This window comes from Pseudomonas sp. SM4 (assembly GCF_051913165.1).
Lineage (GTDB): Bacteria > Pseudomonadota > Gammaproteobacteria > Pseudomonadales > Pseudomonadaceae > Aquipseudomonas.
The window spans coordinates 125,569-143,707 of record NZ_JBODOE010000006.1; the positions used below are offsets into that span (position 1 = coordinate 125,569).

The 18,139-nt window shown below is 60.9% G+C and carries 19 protein-coding genes; 14 read left to right on the top strand and 5 right to left on the bottom strand.

Annotation, left to right across the window (positions count from 1 at the left end; translation table 11 throughout):
* The first annotated feature begins 218 nt into the window (after nt 1-218).
* The 7 genes from ACQ4MY_RS13095 (at nt 219) to ACQ4MY_RS13125 (ending at nt 6,806) form a co-directional block, all read left to right on the top strand.
* The gene (locus tag ACQ4MY_RS13095) at nt 219-740 is read left to right on the top strand and encodes a Csu type fimbrial protein (protein ID WP_440095391.1); all 522 of its coding nucleotides are present in this window, start codon (nt 219-221) and stop codon (nt 738-740) included.
* A gap of 104 nt (nt 741-844) precedes the next feature.
* Nucleotides 845-1,378 (top strand): Csu type fimbrial protein, encoded by a 534-nt coding sequence (locus ACQ4MY_RS13100; RefSeq protein ID WP_158835054.1) that lies wholly within the window; start codon nt 845-847, stop codon nt 1,376-1,378.
* Nucleotides 1,379-1,398: 20 nt separating this feature from the next.
* A complete protein-coding gene (locus ACQ4MY_RS13105) occupies nt 1,399-1,935 on the top strand; it encodes a Csu type fimbrial protein (RefSeq protein ID WP_158835057.1) in 537 nt (178 codons plus the stop codon).
* Nucleotides 1,936-1,939: 4 nt separating this feature from the next.
* The gene (locus tag ACQ4MY_RS13110) at nt 1,940-2,440 is read left to right on the top strand and encodes a Csu type fimbrial protein (protein ID WP_158835071.1); all 501 of its coding nucleotides are present in this window, start codon (nt 1,940-1,942) and stop codon (nt 2,438-2,440) included.
* 33 nt (nt 2,441-2,473) lie between these two features.
* A complete protein-coding gene (locus ACQ4MY_RS13115) occupies nt 2,474-3,247 on the top strand; it encodes a fimbrial biogenesis chaperone (protein WP_440095393.1) in 774 nt (257 codons plus the stop codon).
* A gap of 233 nt (nt 3,248-3,480) precedes the next feature.
* The gene (locus tag ACQ4MY_RS13120) at nt 3,481-5,838 is read left to right on the top strand and encodes a fimbria/pilus outer membrane usher protein (protein ID WP_440095395.1); all 2,358 of its coding nucleotides are present in this window, start codon (nt 3,481-3,483) and stop codon (nt 5,836-5,838) included.
* Complete coding sequence (locus tag ACQ4MY_RS13125; RefSeq protein ID WP_440095593.1) at nt 5,835-6,806, top strand: Csu type fimbrial protein; 972 nt, start codon at nt 5,835-5,837, stop codon at nt 6,804-6,806. Before ACQ4MY_RS13120 ends, ACQ4MY_RS13125 begins: the two co-directional genes overlap by 4 nt.
* Nucleotides 6,807-6,945: 139 nt before the next feature.
* Here the strand turns inward: ACQ4MY_RS13125 and ACQ4MY_RS13130 are convergent, their stop codons facing one another.
* Both ACQ4MY_RS13130 and ACQ4MY_RS13135 read right to left on the bottom strand, forming a co-directional pair.
* The gene (locus ACQ4MY_RS13130) at nt 6,946-7,689 is read right to left on the bottom strand and encodes an anti-sigma factor family protein (protein ID WP_440095396.1); all 744 of its coding nucleotides are present in this window, start codon (nt 7,687-7,689) and stop codon (nt 6,946-6,948) included.
* Complete coding sequence (locus tag ACQ4MY_RS13135; RefSeq protein ID WP_008082060.1) at nt 7,686-8,192, bottom strand: sigma-70 family RNA polymerase sigma factor; 507 nt, start codon at nt 8,190-8,192, stop codon at nt 7,686-7,688. The genes ACQ4MY_RS13130 and ACQ4MY_RS13135 overlap by 4 nt, the downstream gene beginning before the upstream one ends.
* A 281-nt stretch (nt 8,193-8,473) precedes the next feature.
* On the opposite strand from ACQ4MY_RS13135, the gene ACQ4MY_RS13140 reads away from it, so the two are divergent.
* The 5 genes from ACQ4MY_RS13140 (at nt 8,474) to ACQ4MY_RS13160 (ending at nt 13,972) form a co-directional block, all read left to right on the top strand.
* Nucleotides 8,474-10,054 carry an amino acid adenylation domain-containing protein gene (locus ACQ4MY_RS13140; protein WP_440095594.1) on the top strand — a complete coding sequence of 527 codons (1,581 nt, stop codon included), beginning with the start codon at nt 8,474-8,476 and terminating at the stop codon, nt 10,052-10,054.
* Nucleotides 10,051-11,385: a hypothetical protein gene (locus ACQ4MY_RS13145; RefSeq protein WP_440095398.1), complete on the top strand. Its 1,335-nt coding sequence runs from the start codon at nt 10,051-10,053 to the stop codon at nt 11,383-11,385. The genes ACQ4MY_RS13140 and ACQ4MY_RS13145 overlap by 4 nt, the downstream gene beginning before the upstream one ends.
* Before the next feature lie 52 nt (nt 11,386-11,437).
* Nucleotides 11,438-12,202: an enoyl-CoA hydratase-related protein gene (locus ACQ4MY_RS13150; protein ID WP_440095399.1), complete on the top strand. Its 765-nt coding sequence runs from the start codon at nt 11,438-11,440 to the stop codon at nt 12,200-12,202.
* Nucleotides 12,203-12,323: 121 nt separating this feature from the next.
* Nucleotides 12,324-13,430: a catalase family peroxidase gene (locus tag ACQ4MY_RS13155; RefSeq protein WP_440095400.1), complete on the top strand. Its 1,107-nt coding sequence runs from the start codon at nt 12,324-12,326 to the stop codon at nt 13,428-13,430.
* A complete protein-coding gene (locus ACQ4MY_RS13160; RefSeq protein ID WP_440095401.1) occupies nt 13,427-13,972 on the top strand; it encodes a cytochrome b in 546 nt (181 codons plus the stop codon). Before ACQ4MY_RS13155 ends, ACQ4MY_RS13160 begins: the two co-directional genes overlap by 4 nt.
* 51 nt (nt 13,973-14,023) lie before the next feature.
* Here ACQ4MY_RS13160 and ACQ4MY_RS13165 read toward each other — a convergent pair whose 3' ends face one another.
* Both ACQ4MY_RS13165 and ACQ4MY_RS13170 read right to left on the bottom strand, forming a co-directional pair.
* Nucleotides 14,024-15,226, bottom strand: a complete 1,203-nt coding sequence (locus ACQ4MY_RS13165) for an MFS transporter (RefSeq protein ID WP_440095402.1) — start codon at nt 15,224-15,226, stop codon at nt 14,024-14,026.
* Nucleotides 15,227-15,366: 140 nt separating this feature from the next.
* A complete protein-coding gene (locus ACQ4MY_RS13170; protein ID WP_440095404.1) occupies nt 15,367-16,518 on the bottom strand; it encodes a M14 family metallopeptidase in 1,152 nt (383 codons plus the stop codon).
* A gap of 97 nt (nt 16,519-16,615) precedes the next feature.
* On the opposite strand from ACQ4MY_RS13170, the gene ACQ4MY_RS13175 reads away from it, so the two are divergent.
* Nucleotides 16,616-16,834, top strand: a complete 219-nt coding sequence (locus ACQ4MY_RS13175; protein WP_440095405.1) for a hypothetical protein — start codon at nt 16,616-16,618, stop codon at nt 16,832-16,834.
* Between the two features lie 163 nt (nt 16,835-16,997).
* On the opposite strand, the gene ACQ4MY_RS13180 is transcribed toward ACQ4MY_RS13175, so the two are convergent.
* A complete protein-coding gene (locus ACQ4MY_RS13180; RefSeq protein WP_008082079.1) occupies nt 16,998-17,336 on the bottom strand; it encodes a DUF6124 family protein in 339 nt (112 codons plus the stop codon).
* A gap of 130 nt (nt 17,337-17,466) precedes the next feature.
* On the opposite strand from ACQ4MY_RS13180, the gene ACQ4MY_RS13185 reads away from it, so the two are divergent.
* Nucleotides 17,467-18,126 (top strand): LexA family protein, encoded by a 660-nt coding sequence (locus tag ACQ4MY_RS13185; protein ID WP_440095406.1) that lies wholly within the window; start codon nt 17,467-17,469, stop codon nt 18,124-18,126.
* The last annotated feature ends 13 nt before the right edge of the window (nt 18,127-18,139 follow it).

Genomic DNA, 18,139 nt, shown 5'->3' on the forward strand with positions numbered 1-18,139 from the left:
AGTAGTGCTTCCAGCAGCTCTGCACGGGAGTGGGCGATCACTGAACAGTATTTTGCCGGTTGTACAGCTATTGGCAGTGGCCATTGCGCGGTGTGGTCAACCTTTCGAAACATATCCCGCCGGTTGCATGGATCCAATCGACTGGCGCAATCGCCGTGTGTTGCTAACCTGAAACACAGTAACGACAACGCAAGCGATCGCTGACAAGGAATGGAGCAGTGAATGCACGGGTGGTCATGGGCCTGCTGGGGGTGCTGGGCGCACCGGTCTACGCGGCAGATCTTCAAGTCGAAGTGCGCGTCGATGTGCAACGTGGCTGCCAGTTGATCGGCCAGCAACGTGAGGCGGGAATCGAGCAACTCGGTGTGCTGGATTTCGGCAGCACCGCGCGTCTTGATGATCCGGCCGGGCCGCTGGGCGCGGCGTTGACCAATCAACGCCTGCCACGGCTGGAGTGCAACCCGGACACGCCGTATCAGCTGCGCGTCGATGGCGGTCTGCACGGCGGCGTCGGTGAGGTCCGCTACATGCTCGGCGGGGCGGATAGCCAGCCGATTCCGTATCGCTTGTATCAGGACGCCGCGCGGCGGATTCCGCTGGTGGTGGATGTACCGGTCAGCGGCCGAGTGCCGGACACTGGCACGGTGGAATTGCCGCTGTACGCGCGGATCGAGCGTCTGGCGCAGGTGCCACGGGTCAGCCGCTATTCGGATCTGATCAAGGTCACCGTCACTTGGTGATCAGCGCATTTTAACGGGCAACCCTGAGGATTCGGGTTGTGCAGCAATGGCGTTCAATGATGAACGCAGGGGTTGGAGTCACCTGAAGGAGTAGGGACGGGCGCATGACAGGCAAGTACTGGATGGTCATGGCGGCAGGTACGCTGGCATTACTCGCGGACGCTGCGCAGGCAGCGGTCAGCGGGCAGATTCATGCGCGGCTGACCCTGATTGCCGGCTGCGAAGTGACCAATAGCAGCAATCCGTCCAGCCCGGTCGGTGAGCTGGGCACCCTCGATTTTGGTCTTCAGGGCCCCACCTGGAACGCGCCGATCAAGGCCAGCCTCGATGGCGACAGCAGCGGCAAACTCAATGTTGCCTGCAATCCTTCGGTCACCGGTTTCACCGTCACCATCGACGGCGGCACCCACGGTGACGGCAATACCCGGCGCCTGAGCAACGGCCGCCAGACCATTCCCTATCAACTGTTTGTCGATCCCTCCGGCGCCCGGAGCTACAGCATCGGCCAGCAACACAATTTCGCTGTTACCAGCGGTGCGCAGATACCCATTCCGGTATTTGGCTCGGTGGTGGCGAATACCCGCGCGGTACCGGCAGGGGTCTATACCGACACCCTGACGGTGACGCTCGACTGGTAACCCCGTAGAGGACGGACACCATGCGTACGTTTGCATCTAGGATAGGTTTGTCGCTGCTCGGCCTGACGCTGGTTTCCAGTGCCAATGCCGCCACCACGGTCACCGGCCAGATCACCTCCAGCCTGATCCTGATCAGCAGCTGCCAGGTCAACGGCGCTGGCGGCTCCACCGGGCTGAACTTCGGTGCATTGAACTTCGGCACCGCCAATAGCCTGTTCACCACGGCCACCGGGCAAGTGCTGGGCGGCGGTGGCGGGGCGCTGTCGATCCTGTGTTCGAGCGGCACCACGCCGACGGTCAAGGTGCGCGCCGGGGCCAACGACGGCAAATCACCGGGCGGTACGCGGGCGTTGTACGACGGCGTCGCCAACTATGTGCCGTACGACTTGTACACCGACGCCGGGCACTCGCAGCTGCTGGCGATTGACGGCACGATCAACCTTGCCGCCAGCAGCGGTGTCGCGCAAACGGTGAACATCTACGGTCAGGCGGTGGGCAAGGCCGGTCTGCCGGCGGGTACCTACACCGACACCGTCGCTGTCGAACTGACGTTCTGATGCCATGCGCCGGCAGGGATGCGCCGCGCTGCTCCTGCTCTGTGCGGGCAGTGCGCCGCTGACGCTGGACGCGGCGACGAGCCAGAGCTTTCAGGTCAGCGCCACAGTCACTGCCGGATGCCTGGTGGTGGGCGGGGTGTCCAACTACGGCGGGCTGAATTTCGGCTCGCGCTCAGCCTTGGCCACCGGCACGGTGCAGGTCGCGCTGACGGGCGGGGTGCAGCTGCAATGCACGCCGGGGGTGACGTTGAACATGAGCGTCGATGGCGGCCAGTACAACAGCAGTGGCCGGCACATGCAGGTCAACAGTGGCACGGCGCGGGTGGCGTATGCGCTGTTTCGCGATGCGGCATACAGCCAGAGCCTGGGCATCGGCCAGAGTGTGGCGGTGGCCTACAGCGATGCGAACAACATCAGCCTGCCGATTTACGGTCAGGTGCAATTGCCGGGCAACCAGCCCGGGGGGACGTACAGCGACGTGCTGCAGGTGCAGCTGTCGTGGTAAGCGCCGTTTGAATGGCTGACGAGGAGCAGGTGTATGGGGGCAGTTACATTCATTGGGCGTGCGTTTTTTGCGCTGCTCGTCCTTGGGGCAGGCTATGCGCACGCTGCCAGTTCGGTGCTCATCTGGCCGATCGATCCGGTGCTGGAGGCCGATCAACAGGCCAGCGCGTTGTGGCTGGAGAACCGCGGCAACGAGACCGCCAATCTGCAGATTCGTGTGTTCGGCTGGAGCCAGAGCGGTTTCGAGGAGCAATACCAGAATCAACGCGACGTGATCGGCAGCCCGCCGGTGGCGAAGATCGAGCCAGGGCAGAAACAACTGGTGCGCCTGACCCGTACCAAAGAAGTGCCGCCGGGGCAGGAACTGGCCTACCGGATCATCATCGACGAAATCCCCTCGGCGCAACCGCCCTCGGCAGACGGCAGCAAGACAGCTGCTGCGATCCGCTTCCAGATGCGTTATTCGGTGCCGCTGTTCGCCTACGGCGCCGGGCTGTGGAGCAAAGAGGACAGCACCCGCCCGCGCGACCCCAAAGGCATTGGCCTGCCGCAATTGAGCTGGCGCACCGTGGCGGTGGACGGCAAGCCTTATGTGGAAGTGCGCAATCAAGGTGCGGTGCATGCGCGATTGACCGATGTCGCGATCAAACAGGGCGGGCAGAGCAAACCGCTGGCGGAAGGGCTGCTGGGTTATGTGCTGCCGGGCGCGGTAATGCGCTGGCCGGCGCCGGCACCAGCGGCGGATGCGGCGTTGCAGGTGCGGGTCAACGGCGCGCCGCAGGTGCAAAGCATCACCCCGGCAAAGTAAGCAACGGTCTCGGCTTCATGGAGAGGTTTTGTGGCGAGGGAGCTTGCTCCCGCTCAGGCGCCAAGCAGTCGTAAATTCAGCCTGCGCGCTGTCTCTGGATAGACCGGATGGGGCCACTGCGCAGCCCGGCGGGAGCAAGCGCTGGCCACAGAGATTGCGTCGGGCCCGATAGACACGGGCTCGGCCACCGCAGTATCAGGAGGATTCAGTCCATTGACGGACGTAATACGTGTATGAGCCGAGGATTGGCTCGCCGTCTTCAGCGTCCGTTGTGGCTCATGACCGGCGCGTGTTGCCTGGTGCTCATTTCACCACTGGAGGCCGGCGAACTGCCGCCGCCACCCAGCGGCATGGAGGCCGTCAGTGATGCTCAGTTGTTTCTCGAACTGGTGGTCAATCAGATGAACACCGGGCGCGTGGTGGCGGTTCAGCAGCGTGGCGGACGCCTGTTTCTGCCGACCACGGCATTGCGTGAAACCGGTATGGCCCTGCCTGAAAATGTCGGCGCCGAAGTCGACCTCGACAGCCTGCCGGGGCTGCACAGCGATTACGACAGCGTCGGTCAGCGCCTGCTGCTGGACGTGCCGCCGGACTGGTTGCCGGAGCAGTTCATCGGCAATCGCCAGGCCTATCCACGAACCCCGGCCCTGAGCAGTTTCGGCGCGCTGTTCAACTATGACCTGTACCTCAACGACACCGACGACGCTGGCACCTACCTCGCCGCGTGGAACGAAGTGCGGGTGTTTGACAGTTGGGGCACGCTGTCCAATACCGGGCAATACCGGCGCACGTTAGCGGGTGATTCGCTCAGCACGCTGAACAACGGCTACCTGCGTTACGACACCACCTGGCGTTACTCCGATGACGAGCGAATGCTCACCTATGAAGCGGGCGACGTGATCAGTGGCGCCTTGCCGTGGAGCAGTTCGGTGCGCTTGGGCGGCGTGCAGTTCTCGCGGGACTTCGCGGTGCGGCCGGACCTGGTCACGTACCCGTTGCCGCAATTCGCCGGTGAAGCGGCGGTGCCGTCCTCGGTGGATCTGTTCATCAATGGCTACAAGTCCAGCAGCGCCGAGTTGCAGCCGGGCCCCTACACTCTGACCAACATTCCGTTCATCAATGGCGCGGGCGAAGCCGTCGTGGTGACCACCGATGCGCTCGGTCGGCAGGTCTCGACCACCGTGCCGTTCTATGTCACCAGCAGTCTGCTGCAAAAGGGTTTGAGCGATTTCTCGGTGGCCGCCGGCAGCTTGCGGCGCGACTATGCCCTGAAGGATTTCAGTTATGGCCCGGGCGTCACATCCGGCAGCCTGCGCTATGGCGTCAGCGACAGTTTCACCCTCGAAAGCCATGCCGAAGCCTCCGACTCACTGACCCTCGGCGGCCTCGGTGGCAACCTGCGCCTGGGCAATTTCGGCGTACTCAACAGCGCCATGAGTCAAAGCCGTTTCGACGGCGAGGGCGGTCAGCAATTAAGCCTGGGTTATCAGTACAGCAACCAGCGTTTCAGCTTTTCCTATCAGCGCCTGCAACGCCACGACCAATACGCCGACCTGACCGTGGTCGACAGCCCCTATATCAGCCTCAGCCGGCGCAGCGAACAGGCGACACTGAGCCTCAATCTCGACCGCTGGGGCAGCCTCGGCGCCGGTTATTTCGATGTCCGCGCAGCCGACGATTCGCGCACACGCCTGCTCAACCTGAGCTGGAGCAAACCGCTGTGGCGCAACAGCAGCTTCTACCTGTCGGCCAATCGCGAGATCGGCGACAGCAACTGGGCGGTGCAGGCGCAACTGGTAATTCCGTTCGATCTGCGCGGCAGCCTGGCGATCAGCAGCGAACGCAGCAAGACCGGTCAAAGCCAGCAGCGGGTCAATTACAGTCGCGCGGTGCCGAGCGAGGGCGGGGTAGGCTTCAATCTGGGTTATGCCAAGGGTGATGGTGCCGACTACCGTCAGGCCGACGTCACCTGGCGTTTGCAATCGGTGCAATTGCAGGCCGGTGTCTACGGCACCTCGGACGCTGAAACCCGGTGGGCGGATGCCAGTGGTTCGCTGGTGTGGATGGACCGCCAGGTGTTCGCCGCCAATCGCATCGATGATGCGTTTGTGGTGGTCAGCACTGATGGTTTTGCCGACATTCCGGTGCGCTACGAAAACCAGCAGGTCGGCCAGACCGACAAGAATGGACACTTGCTGGTGCCGTGGAGCAGTGCCTATTACCGCGGCAAATACGAAATCGATCCGCTGAACCTGCCGCCGAATGTGCGCAGTCCCAACGTTGAGCAACGCATTGCCGTGCGCCGAGGCAGTGGCTATCTGCTGGAGTTTCCGCTGAGCCGGATCGTCGCGGCGAGCATCGTCCTTGTCGACGCCCAGCAACGCGAGTTGCCGCTGGGCGCCGGGGTCGTGCATGAGCAGAGCGGCACGCGGACCGTGGTCGGTTGGGACGGCCTGGTCTATCTGGAAAACCTTCAGGCGCAGAACTCATTGCAGGTGACCCTGGCCGACGGCAAGACCTGCCAGGTGCAATTCAACGTCGACATGAACCAGAACCAGGTGCCGTTGATTGGCCCGTTGGTGTGCCGATGATCAGTGCGCGGTTTTGCCTGTGGCTGGCGCTGATGCTGCCGGGGGCCGCTCAGGCCCTGTGTTCGGTGGTGAGTACAACGCCGGCGGCCTTCGGCACGATCAGTTCGATCGCCGTGCGCACGACTTCGCAGCCCAGTTCGACGCTCAATGGCGGGTTGAGCTGCACCGGTTCACTGCTGTCGTTGCTGACCAGTAGCGACCACTTCTGGGGCACCGTCTCCTCGACTCAAAGTGGCCTGGTCGGGCCGACGGGCGACGTCATCAATTACACGCTCTACGCCAACAACAGCACCAGCTACCCGCTGACCCGTGGCACCGCTTATGACTTCGCCCGCAACGGCATCATCGATGCCTTGGGCCTGCTCAACGGCACCACGCCGAAAACCGTGCCGCTGTACCTGAGGACAACCATTGGCAGCAATGTTGCCGCCGGCGTATACACCGAGACCCTGAGCATCTTCTGGAACTGGAATTACTGCTCGGGGATCGGCATCGGTGCCATCTGCGTCGGGCGCGATATCAATAACGGCACCACGACGCTGACGGTCAACCTGACCGTTTCCAACGATTGCACGATTATCGCGCCGAACATCGCCTTCGGCAGCGCGCCGGTGATCAGCGCCTTCACCCCGGTGACCGGGCAAACCATCAATCTGGCGTGCACCAAAGGCAGCGCCTACACCGTGGGCTTGAGCGACGGGCAAAATGCGGCCAGCGTCGGCGGACGCCGGCGAATGATCTCCGGGAGCAATTATCTGGCCTACGACATTTTCAAAAGCGCCGGCACCACGCGCTGGGGCAGCGTCGGCGCGGCGCGGCGGGCGAGTACCGACGCCGAGGTCAATCCCGGCAACGGCCAGGGCACCGGCAGCCAGATCTTCAACTACAACGCGAAAATCTACACCGACCAGACCACGCCACCGGCGGGCACCTATTTGGACAATGTGGTGCTCGATGTCGGTTTTTGAACCTTCGCGATATTGCCTGATAACCACAATCCCTGTGGGAGCGGGCTTGCCCGCGATAGCGGTGGATCATGCAAAATAAATGTTGAATGTGCCGGCCTCATCGCGGGCGAGCCCGCTCCCACAGGGTTTTGCGGAGTACTCAAAATTGCAGTGATCGCGCTGCCGGGGAATCGGTCGGGCTGACCATTGCGTAGTTGTAGCCTTCACCCGACCAGTACTCAGCCTGCAAATCCCCGTCGCTGCGTTTGCCGCGTGGCAAAAAGGTGTTTTTCGGCCCCGGCGGGCGTACATAAAAACTGACTTTGTGGCCGCTGCCATCCTCATACATCACCATTGCCGCCGGCCCCTCATCGGTGCTCAGCAGACGGCCGCTGACCGCTTGAAACCCGGCCGCTGTCAGGTCCGGCAAACGGCTGGCACGGGAGAAATAACGGTCGAGCCAGCGCTGCATGTCGCCGTCATTCTCAACCCTGTAATCCGCCGGCAACATGCCTTGCTGGGCGATCAATCGATAAGCCTGCAAGGCATCGGTCATCGGCAATATCGAGGAACGCACGAGGGTCATTTCGCGCGCCTGCCAGCCACTGAAACCGCCGACGCTGACGGCGATCAGCAACACCGCTGCACTGGCCAGATGACGACGTGACTGACGCTGGCGCCGCTGCCGAATCATCGTCGGATCAAGCGCCGGATTCGGCGGTTGCTGCAGGGCACCGCCAAGGGCTGCGCGCAGTTGCTGGGCGTCCTGTTGCCAGGCGCGCACTTGCGCGGCTTCATCCGGGTGAGTGGCCAGCCAGGTGTCCAGCACACGCCGGTCGGCGTCGCTGAGTTGGTGGTCGACATAAGCGTGCAAATCACGCTCGCTGGGGGGCAGGCTGATCATTTAAGTCTCCGCAGAGAAGGGCTGGTGATTTCGCCGTCGCTGAGTTGGCGCAAGGCCTGGCGGGCGCGGGACAGGCGCGACATCACGGTGCCGATCGGGGCGCCGAGGATCTCGGCGACCTCTTTATAGGTCAGGCCTTCCACCGACACCATCAGCAGCAGGGCGCGCTGTTCGGTGGGCAAGCGGTCGAAGGCTTGCAGGGTCGATTGGGCAATCACCGTGCGTTCCACCGACGGTTCGGCATCGTCACGCCCGGTGAAAAATTCGAGCATGCGCGCATACCGTCGCGAGCGGCGATGGGCATCGAGAAACTGCCGATACAGGATCGCGAACAGCCAGGCCCGCAAGTCGCCATCGGCGCGTTTGGCGCCCCAACTCGACAGCGCCCGCTCCAGGCTCGCCTGCACCAGATCGTCGGCGCTGCTGCTGTTGCGCGTCAATGACACGGCGAAGCGGCGCAATCGGGGGATCAATTCCCGCAGTGGCTCGTCAAGGTCGTTCATGGAGAGGTGGTCATGGGCTGGACATCTCACGGGCCGGATAAGCAGTGTTGAACAGAAAGACGTCTCCCGCCGTAAATTATTCCCTCCGGTGTTATGAAAATGTTCATCCCTGCTTTTGTAGGAGATGTCGCTGCGTTTTGTAGTCCGTGTAATGGATTCAGATTTCCCTGCTCAACCCTTTTGACAGACGCGTTTGGCGACCGGTGCAGCCCAGCTCAACCGGCCAGAAGTGACTGGACATATTGTCGGGAAATAAGGGAAATCCAATGCAAGCGTTAGTGATGAAAAACCGCTCGGTATCGAGCATCGAGCCGAAGGTCATTGTTGAATCCGATCCATGGCAGCGCTTCGGTTGCGGCCCTCTGGTCGAGCCGAGCGCGGCATTGATTCACCGCGCCATCGAAGCGCAAGCCAGTGCCCGGCCTCAGGCCATCGCGGCGCAATGTCAGGGGCAATCGATTACTTACGGCGAGTTGAACCGTCAGGCCAATCGGCTCGCGGTCAATTTGATCCAGCGCGGCGTGGTGGCAGGCGATCACGTGGCGCTGTTTGTCGAGCGTTCGATTCCGATGCTGGTGGGCATGTTGGCAGTGTTGAAAGTCGGCGCGGCCTACATCCCTCAGCATGTGGGCATCACTCCTGCCTCCCAGTTGCGCCACATCATGACCGTTGCCCGGGTACGCGTTGTTCTGACGTTGTCGGCGCTGGCGCCGGCGATTCCGCTGACGGCGGCCGAGCAATGCATCCACCTGGATGAATTCATCCGCGAAGAAAGTGTTGCCAGCGATGAGTTGAATATCTGTGGCGAAACGGCATCGCCGGACTCACTGTGTTTTGTGCTGTTTACCTCAGGCACTACCGGCCTGCCCAATGGGGTACGCGTGACCCAGCGCAACGTGTGCAACATCTTGCTGACGACGCCGGGCAATCTCGGTATGCGCCCTGGCTGGAAGGTCGGCCAGATCCTCAACATCGCCTTTGATATGGCGGCCTGGGAAGTATTGGGTTGCCTGGCCCACGGCGCCACGCTGTTGATCCGTGGCAAAGACATCGCGCAGACCGCCGAGCAGTGCGACGTGCTGATTGCGACGCCGTCGATTCTCGCCACGCTTGACCCCGCACGTTGCCGCCAGGTGAAGGTCGTCGCCTTGGCAGGCGAACCGTGCCCACAACCATTGGCAGACCGCTGGGCCGCATTTTGCAGTTTTAACAACGCGTGCGGACCGACCGAAACGACCATCGTCAACACCCTGCAGCACTATCAGGGATCGGGACCGCTGACGATCGGTAAACCGACGCCGAACAATACCGTTTATGTGCTTGATGAGGCGGGGCAGCTCTGCGCCCCCGGTGAGCAAGGCGAAATGTGGGCGGGGGGCGATTGCGTCACGGCGGGATACCTGGGCAATCCTGAGCTGACCGCCGAGCGGTATCAGCCTGATCCGTTTCTGGGTGACGGGCGGATGATGTTTCGCACCCGTGATCTGGGACGTTGGACCGAAAACGGCGAGTTGGAGCACTTGGGGCGTGTCGATGATCAGGTCAAGGTCAGAGGTTTTCGGGTGGAACTCGACTCGGTGTCAGCGGCGCTGGAGGCTGCACCGAATTGCGAGCGCGCGGTCACGCTGAAGCTCGACAGTCGTCAACTGGTGGCGTTCGTTTATCCGGCTTCCACGAACGTCGATGTGGCGCGTTTGTATTGCGAAGAACGACTCGCTTATTACTGCGTGCCTTCTTTGATTCTCGCGGTCGATGACATTCCGCTGACCTCCCGGGGCAAGGTCGACAAGCGTCTGTTACTGGCGAGAGCACTCGCACATCAAGCGGAAAATACCTGCACCGAACAGCAGGTGCCGGCATGAACGCAGTGGATGCAAACGTCGATTTACCCGCCAAACCGGCACGTTGGCGGCGCCTCGGAACGCTGCCGATGTTTTCGCACTACAATCGTCTGGTCGCGCTGGTATTCGCCTGCAATGTCGCCGCGCTGGTGTTTGGCCTGAGCGGCGGCCAGTGGTGGTCGGCCGCAGGCGTGGATTTGCCTGCGCTCTCGGGCCTGGTGGTGGCGAACCTGTCCATGGCGATATTGATTCGTCAGCAGTACCTGATCAATGCGCTGTTCTGGCTGGCAACGCGAGCACCAACGACCTGGCCGCTGGCCATTCGTCGCTCGCTGGCCAAGGTCTATCACTTTGGCGGATTGCACAGTGGTGGGGCGACAGCCGCCATTGCCTGGTTCGCGGCGTTGTCGGGTTCGATGATCTGGCAGCGGTTTGCAGGGCCTGGCGGGGTTTCGTTGACGCTGATCGGCCTCAGCGGCGGGCTGTTCGGGTTGTTGTTGCTGATTGCAATCATGGCGTTGCCGGGCATACGCGGACGCTTTCACAACGCGTTCGAACGCACGCATCGTTTCGGTGGGTGGGCGGCGCTGGCGCTGTTCTGGGCGATGACGCTGGTGTCTGCTCAAGAGCAGAATCCCACGCTGGCGTTGATGGACGTCCTGCTGCGCTCGGTCTCGTTCTGGATGCTGCTGTTGCTGACGCTGAGCATTGCCTTGCCCTGGCTGCGTTTACGCAAAGTCCCGGTCAGTCTGCTCAAGCCGTCTGCACATGCGGTGATCGCGCGCTTCGATCATCACACACCGTTTGCCGGTTCAGCCACGGCGATCAGTCGCCACCCGCTGTGGGAGTGGCATTCCTTCGCCAATATTCCTACACCCGGAGAGGATGGTTTCCGACTGATCATTTCCCGGGCGGGCGACTGGACGGGCGCGTTCATCGAGCAGGCGCCCACGCATGTCTGGGTAAAAGGCATCACCACGGCGGGCGTGGCGCACATTGAAACGCTGTTCAAATCGGTGGTGTATGTCGCCACCGGTAGCGGCATCGGCCCGGTGTTGCCACATCTGTTGGCCAGACAGGTGCCTATTCGCCTGATCTGGTCGACCCGCAGTCCGCGAGCCACTTATGGCGATTCGCTGGTGGATGAAATCCTCGAAGCCCAGCCCGACGCCCTGATCTGGGACACCGATGTGTCGGGCAAACCCGATCTGGTGAAGCTGGCCTATGCCGCCGTGCAGTCATTCGGCGCCGAAGCGGTGATCTGCATATCCAATCAGACGTTGACGCAGCGAGTGGTCGAGGAAATGGAGGCGCGGGGGATTCCGGCCTACGGCGCCATTTGGGATTCCTGACGCCACGCTGAAATTTTCCCTACACATACATTATTCAAGGAATGAGATGAACATGAACCTGTTGATTGAACGACTGGGACGCGTGGTGCTGATCCGGCTTGATCGCCCGCAGGCGCGCAATGCGCTGAGTACGCAGTTGATGACGCAGTTGCTGGAAACGCTGCGCGGGCTCGATAACGATCCGGGAGTCGGTTGTTTCCTTATTACCGGTACGAAGGAGTACTTCGCGGCTGGCGCCGATATCAAGGAAATGTACGCAAAGTCGTACCAGGAGATGATCGAGGAGGACTATTTCGCCGGGTGGGATGCTTTCACCGCCTTCCGCACGCCAAAAGTCGCTGCAGTGGCGGGGTATGCTTTTGGCGGTGGCTGTGAGTTGGCAATGATGTGTGACGTGATCATCGCTGCCGAGTCGGCGCAGTTTGCCTTGCCGGAAATCACCTTGGGCGTTATGCCGGGGATGGGCGGAACCCAACGCCTGACCCGGCTGGTAGGCCGAGCCAAAGCCATGGACATGATTTTGACCGGGCGTTCGATCGGTGCCCGCGAAGCCGAACAGGCCGGACTGGTCTCGCGGGTGACCGCCACCGATGAATTGCTTGAGCAAGCATTGGCCGTCGCACAGCAGATCGCAGGATTTGCGCGAACGGCGACATTGGCGGCCCGCGAAGCGGTGAATCGCGCAGAGGAATCCGGCATGCGCGAAGGCATTCTGTTCGAGCGACGGGTGTTTCATGGCTTGTTCGCGACACCGAACCAAAAGGAAGGCATGCAGGCTTTTTTGCAGAAACGTCCGCCACGGTTTCAGCAGATTTAATCTCTTCAGCGGGGCGTCGTACGCATCGAGGTGAAAGAAACTACAGTTCAAAGGGAATAATCCTACGAGGCGTGCGTCTCATAGCACCTTTCCCTACGGCCGATGGCCCTGGAGTCTTTTCATGGTTGATCGCAGCTCACCGCCCACTTCACCGCCGGGCGGGCCACAGCGCCCGCCATTGAGCGCCGCCAGCCTGATGTTGCGTCTGAGCGGCATCGCCGTGGTCATCGCTGCTGTGGCCGGGGCGTTTGCCTACGTGCATGGCAACTTCGACCCACAACGTCTGACGCCAAAAGCACTGGTCGATGTGCTGGAGAAAAACAACGGCGTGCATCCTGGGTTTCGTCGCAATCACGCCAAAGGTGTCTGCGTGATTGGCCATTTCGAGAGCAGTGGCGAGGCGCGGGTGTTCTCCACCGCGCAGGTGTTCAATGATCCGCGCACGGCGGTGGTCGGGCGTTTTGCGTTGCCGGCGGGAAATCCTTATGCACCGGACAGCAGCGTGCCGATTCGCAGTCTGGCGTTGCGTTTTGCTCAGGCCAACGGGCAGCAGTGGCGCACCGGGATGAACAGCATGCCGGTGTTCCCGGTCGGGACACCTGAGGCGTTTTATCAGTTGCAGCAGGCGCAGTCGCCGGACCCGACCACGGGCAAGCCTGACCCGAGCAAGGTGCCGGCATTCTTTGCTTCGCACCCGGAAGCGGTGCCGTTTCTGACGTGGGTGAAGACCGCCAAACCGTCCGCCAGTTACGCCACGGAAACCTATAACAGCATCAATGCCTTTTATCTGGTGGACGCCAGCGGCAAAAAGCAGGCGGTGCGCTGGAGCATGGCGCCGTTGGCGCAAGACGCAGCGGGTGCCACTGCACCTGAGGGCGGTGATTTTCTGGAGAAGGATCTGGTGCAGCGCCTGGCCGCCGCACCGCTGCGCTTTCAGTTGAACATCACCTTGGCCAACCCCGATGACCCCGTCAATGACGCCAGTAAAACCTGGCCTGCCGGGCGCAAAGTCGTCAACGCTGGCACCTTGGTGCTGGAGAAAACCCAGCCGCAACTGAGCGGTGAATGCCGCGACATCAACTACGACCCGCTGGTGTTGCCGGCCGGGATTCAAGGCACCGACGACCCGTTGCTCGCGGCACGTTCCGCCGGTTACGCCGATTCCTACCTGCGTCGCACCAGCGAAGTCAGCCAGTTGCCCGCCGCCAAACAGGAGGCTCGCCCATGAGCACTCAACCGACGCATTTCGCTTTGCTGGCGCGGCTGCTGCATTGGCTGATGGCCGTGATGATCATCGCCATGCTGTTTATTGGCGCAGGGATGGTGACCTCCGTTTCCGCGCGGCATGAGTGGCTGATACATCTGCACAAACCATTGGGGATCGCGATTCTGGCACTGGTGATCGTGCGTCTCCTGGTGCGTTTGTGCACCCGCCAGCCACCATTGCCGGCGGATCTGCCGGATTGGCAGGTACTGGCGGCCAAGGCTTCGCACCTGTTGCTGTACGCGTTGATGCTGGTGCTGCCGTTGCTCGGTTGGGCGATGATCAGCGCTTCGGGTGAACCGGTCATGCTCAGCGCCACGTTGCAGTTGCCGTCGATTGTGCCGGCGGATGCGCAGCTGTTTGCGTTGCTGAGCAAGGCCCATGGTTATCTGGCGTATCTGCTGTTTCTCACCGTGCTGCTGCACTTGGCTGCGGCGCTGTTTCATGGTTGGGTGCGCCGCGATGAAGTGCTCGACAGCATGTTGCGCGGCCGCAATCGCAATTAACGGTGGCGAGGGAGCTTGCACCCGCTGGAGTGCGAAGCAGTCTTCAGGATCTTACGACTGCTGCGCCACCGAGCGGGAGCAAGCTCTCTCGCCACGGTGTGACAGTGTTAGCCACCAATAAAAGAGGGCAATGGCATTGATGCCGGCGCCGAGCAGACACACGCCCAGCCACCCGGCCCACGCATACATCGCGGTTGAGCCGATCGAACCCAACGCGCTGCCGATCGAGTAAAACAACATGTAACCGGCGGTGAGGCGGCTTTGCGCTTCCGGGCGCACGCTGTAGATCATGCTTTGGCTGGTGACGTGGATGGCTTGCAAGCCCAGGTCGAGGGTGATCACGCCGAGCAGCAGCGCCCACAGCGAGGATTGCGTGAGGGCGATGGGCAGCCACGAAGCCAGCATCAATAACAATGAAAGGCCACTGACCCATTGCCCGAGGCCGCGATCAGCCAGATGCCCGGCGCGTGCCGCTGCCAATGCTCCGGCGGCACCGGCGAGTCCGAACAATCCGATTTCACTGTGGGAAAGTGACAGAGGCGGGGCCGCGAGCGGCAGCACCATCGGCGTCCACAGCACCATCGCGCTGGCGAACGTCAGCAAAGCGAGAAGTGCGCGTTGACGCAGCACCGCTTCTTCCTTGAACAGGCTGAATACCGAGGCGATCAATGCGAAGTAGGAGCTCGCCGGTTGTGGGGTTTCGTGCTTGGGTAATACGCGAAGGAGCAACAGCGCCATCAACAGAGTGAGGCCGGCTGAAAGGAAATAGATAGCTCGCCATCCAGCCAGATCGGCCATCCCTCCAGCGACCGTGCGTGCCAACAGAATTCCGACGACGATGCCGCTGGTGACCACACCGACCACGCGCCCGCGTTGTTGCGGGATCGCCAGCGTCGCGGCGTAAGCCACCAACACTTGCGTGACCACGGCGAGCAAACCGGTCAGGGTCATGCCGAGCAGCAACCACAGGCTGTTGGGCGCGAGCGCGATCATCAGCAACGCGACCGCCGACAGCAGCGTCTGAGTAACGATCAAGCGGCGTCGGTTGAGCAGGTCGCCGAGTGGCACCAGCAATACCAGACCTACGCCGTAACCGATCTGCGTCAACGTGATAACGATGCCAATGGTTGCCGGCGACAGGGCAAACGCTTCGGCCATGGCATCGAGCAGTGGCTGCGCGTAATACACATTGCCGACCGCAAGCCCGCAGGCGACTGAAAACAACAAAACGGCGCCGCTGTTGAGAGGTTTCATGTCCCGAGTCCTTTTAGGTTTCAAAATAAAACCATATCGCCATTTGGTTTTATATTGCAACCTTTATGGGTAAAGCTGAGGACGATAGAAAGCAAAAGATCGCAGTCAGGCTGCGATCTTTTGGTCTTGCGCGGGAGGCGTTAACGCAAGGTGTCGACCATGTCGGCGACAGTGGTCAGCACGTCTTTGCCCAGTTGTTTCGAGCGTTTGCCGGACCAGCCGGTTTCCTTGTCAGGGTGATCGTCGTGATCCTTGAACGGCATTTCCAGGGTCAGCGACAGGCAGTCGTATTTCTGGCCGACGCTGTTGCAGGCCAGGGTCATGTTCGCCTGACCCGGCTCATCGCGGGTGTAGCCGTACTTGGTCTGGAAATCTTTGGTGGTGTGTTTCAGATGGTTGCGGAAGTGCTCTTCGAGCTTCTCGATGCGCGGTGTGAAGCCAGGATTGCCTTCGCAACCGGCGGTGAATACGTGAGGGATTTCTTCATCGCCGTGAACATCGATGAACAGGTCAACGCCGTACTGTTGCATTTGCTGCTGCACGAACAGTACTTCCGGGCTGATGTCCTGACTGGCGTTCTGCCAGGCGCGGTTCAAGTCCTGGCCCATGGCGTTGGTGCGCAAGTGACCGTGGAAGGCACCGTCCGGGTTCATGTTCGGCACCAGGTACAGATCGGCGCTGGCCAGCAATTTGTTCAGCACCGGATCATCCTGGCGTTCCAGGCGTTCGATCACGCCTTCCATGAACCACTCGGCCATGTGCTCGCCCGGATGTTGCTGGGCAATGATCCAGACCTTGCGCTGGCCTGCAGCGCCGCTGCCTTTGCGCAGCAACTGAATATCGCGGCCTTCGACGCTTTTGCCGGTGGCCAGCAGTTCGGTGCCGGCCTTGGTCAGCGCCTGCTCGATCAGCCAGTCATGACGACCACGGCTGTAGGGTTCGAAATAGGCGAACCAGGCGTGGGTCTGGGTTGCTTCGAGGCTGAAGCGCAGGCAATCGCCTTCGAAAATGGTCGGCACGCGAAACCAGTTGACGTGATCGTAAGAGGCCACGGCTTGATAACCGGTCCAGGCTTTGTTGTACGAAGATTGGCTGGCGTTATTCAGGCGAAACCAGTGTTCCTGGCCGACGTGCAGGCCGCTGGCCTTGAAGTGGAACCACTGAAAATGGGCGCTGCGGGTGTCCGGACGGATGGCCAGAACCGGACTGAGCGGATTACTGATGTCGATGACTTGGATATTGCCGCTGTCGAAGTTGGCGCTGATGTCGAACGAAGATTTGGCCACGGTCATAATCGCTTCCTGAATATGATTTTTATGGCCGTTACTTTACACGCAAGACTGCGCTGAAACCGAGGGAAATTGCGGGGTGTGGCGGGGGGCGTCCTCCATGACGCGGACGCAGCTTAGAGGCTATGCGATTGATTCTCAAGTGCTAATTGTCATTACTTTGCCCCAATGTGGCCGGGCTCGACTTGCCAAGCGATATTCTTTTGATATTATCCGCGCCATCGAATTTGCAGCACCAAAAGACTTCATTAGCCTGAAGACACAAACCCGAAAAACGGGCAAAAAAAGACCCGGCAAAAAGCCGGGTCAAAAACCGTGATTAGCCTGATGAGGAGATAGTCCAGAAGACCGACCTAAGGTCTCTGGTCCATCGACTGATCTCGCGACCAGCTGCTTGCAATAATAATCATTATCATTTGCAAGTCAAATGTTTTTATCTGCGCGATTGGAAAATTCTTTCCCGTCCGTCCGAACTGCCGTCCTCAGACCTCATCGCCATCGAGCGAATGGTCGACCATCGCCCGCGCCATATCGACCATGTGCACCACCGAAAACGCCAGATCGCGGCTTGCGCCTTGCAGGTTTTCTGCCGCCTTGAAGGCGGTCGCGGCTGCGCATCGCAGCAGATCCGAAGCATGCACCAACGCCTCTTCACCACTGAGATGACGTTTGACGTTGAAAAAGCGTTCGTCGACCTCGGGTTCAGACACAGTTGGTTTCAAGTAGTAGTCCAACGCCCGCTGCGCCGCGGCATTGCCTTGAGGCGAAGTGAAGGTGGTGTCCATCTGCAGATCGGGCAAGTCTTTGCTGCTGATATTCATGATGAAGGGTCACTCCTTGTTCGATTGAAAATCCGTGTCGTCAGCATAGTACGGTGCGTAGTTGTGACCAGAATTTAAATACTACAATATGTGTTTTGCGGGCCGAAGGCGTCCACGTATGGTGCGGCTTATGGATAAATGGATTGAGTTGGTCAAGGCCAAGATGAGTGAACTCAAAATCACTCAAACAGAGCTCGGAGAGCGTGTTGGCATGTCCCAGGGCGGCATCGGCCATTGGCTGAACAAACGTCGTGAACCGGGCGTCACGGAGATGAACCGTGTGCTGCAAGCACTGGGCATGGATTTTCTCGAAGTCGCGATGGTCATTCGCGAGCCGCAGCAAACCGCGGATGACGACATGCCGCTGGCACAGAAGTACAACCCGTACTTCCGTTACCCGGTGAACGACTGGCGCGCGCCTTTCGAAGTGCGCGAGACTGAGCCGCAGTCCTACAGCAAGGCGCAGGACAAACAGCGTTTCGAACTGACGGATTACCACGCCCGTGGCGCGGCCTTCTGGCTGACGGTGGCAGGCGATTCGATGACCGCTCCGCGCGGCCCGAGTATCGCCGAAGGCATGCTGATCCTGGTCGATCCGGCGGCAGAGGCGCTGCCGGGCAAACTGGTGATTGCCCAGTGGTCGGATTCTGATGATGCGATCTTTCGCAAACTCCACGAAGAGGGCGGCCAGCGTTACCTGGTACCGCTCAATCCGACATGGCCGAAAGCCCTGTTGACCGATGAGTGTCGAATCATCGGCGTGGTGGTTCAGGCAACGGCGCGTTACTAGTCGGATCGATCCT

What these genes read in the sequence shown, in the direction of transcription:
- ACQ4MY_RS13100 (WP_158835054.1), top strand. Translation starts at nt 845, where the DNA reads ATGACAGGCAAGTACTGGATGGTCATGGCGGCAGGTACGCTGGCATTA.
- ACQ4MY_RS13155 (WP_440095400.1), top strand. Translation starts at nt 12,324, where the DNA reads ATGGTTGATCGCAGCTCACCGCCCACTTCACCGCCGGGCGGGCCACAG.
- ACQ4MY_RS13110 (WP_158835071.1), top strand. Translation starts at nt 1,940, where the DNA reads ATGCGCCGGCAGGGATGCGCCGCGCTGCTCCTGCTCTGTGCGGGCAGT.
- ACQ4MY_RS13160 (WP_440095401.1), top strand. Translation starts at nt 13,427, where the DNA reads ATGAGCACTCAACCGACGCATTTCGCTTTGCTGGCGCGGCTGCTGCAT.
- ACQ4MY_RS13150 (WP_440095399.1), top strand. Translation starts at nt 11,438, where the DNA reads ATGAACCTGTTGATTGAACGACTGGGACGCGTGGTGCTGATCCGGCTT.
- ACQ4MY_RS13115 (WP_440095393.1), top strand. Translation starts at nt 2,474, where the DNA reads ATGGGGGCAGTTACATTCATTGGGCGTGCGTTTTTTGCGCTGCTCGTC.
- ACQ4MY_RS13135 (WP_008082060.1), bottom strand. Translation starts at nt 8,192, where the DNA reads ATGAACGACCTTGACGAGCCACTGCGGGAATTGATCCCCCGATTGCGC.
- ACQ4MY_RS13185 (WP_440095406.1), top strand. Translation starts at nt 17,467, where the DNA reads ATGGATAAATGGATTGAGTTGGTCAAGGCCAAGATGAGTGAACTCAAA.
- ACQ4MY_RS13175 (WP_440095405.1), top strand. Translation starts at nt 16,616, where the DNA reads ATGACGCGGACGCAGCTTAGAGGCTATGCGATTGATTCTCAAGTGCTA.
- ACQ4MY_RS13130 (WP_440095396.1), bottom strand. Translation starts at nt 7,689, where the DNA reads ATGATCAGCCTGCCCCCCAGCGAGCGTGATTTGCACGCTTATGTCGAC.
- ACQ4MY_RS13125 (WP_440095593.1), top strand. Translation starts at nt 5,835, where the DNA reads ATGATCAGTGCGCGGTTTTGCCTGTGGCTGGCGCTGATGCTGCCGGGG.
- ACQ4MY_RS13105 (WP_158835057.1), top strand. Translation starts at nt 1,399, where the DNA reads ATGCGTACGTTTGCATCTAGGATAGGTTTGTCGCTGCTCGGCCTGACG.
- ACQ4MY_RS13165 (WP_440095402.1), bottom strand. Translation starts at nt 15,226, where the DNA reads ATGAAACCTCTCAACAGCGGCGCCGTTTTGTTGTTTTCAGTCGCCTGC.
- ACQ4MY_RS13170 (WP_440095404.1), bottom strand. Translation starts at nt 16,518, where the DNA reads ATGACCGTGGCCAAATCTTCGTTCGACATCAGCGCCAACTTCGACAGC.
- ACQ4MY_RS13120 (WP_440095395.1), top strand. Translation starts at nt 3,481, where the DNA reads ATGAGCCGAGGATTGGCTCGCCGTCTTCAGCGTCCGTTGTGGCTCATG.
- ACQ4MY_RS13180 (WP_008082079.1), bottom strand. Translation starts at nt 17,336, where the DNA reads ATGAATATCAGCAGCAAAGACTTGCCCGATCTGCAGATGGACACCACC.
- ACQ4MY_RS13145 (WP_440095398.1), top strand. Translation starts at nt 10,051, where the DNA reads ATGAACGCAGTGGATGCAAACGTCGATTTACCCGCCAAACCGGCACGT.
- ACQ4MY_RS13140 (WP_440095594.1), top strand. Translation starts at nt 8,474, where the DNA reads ATGAAAAACCGCTCGGTATCGAGCATCGAGCCGAAGGTCATTGTTGAA.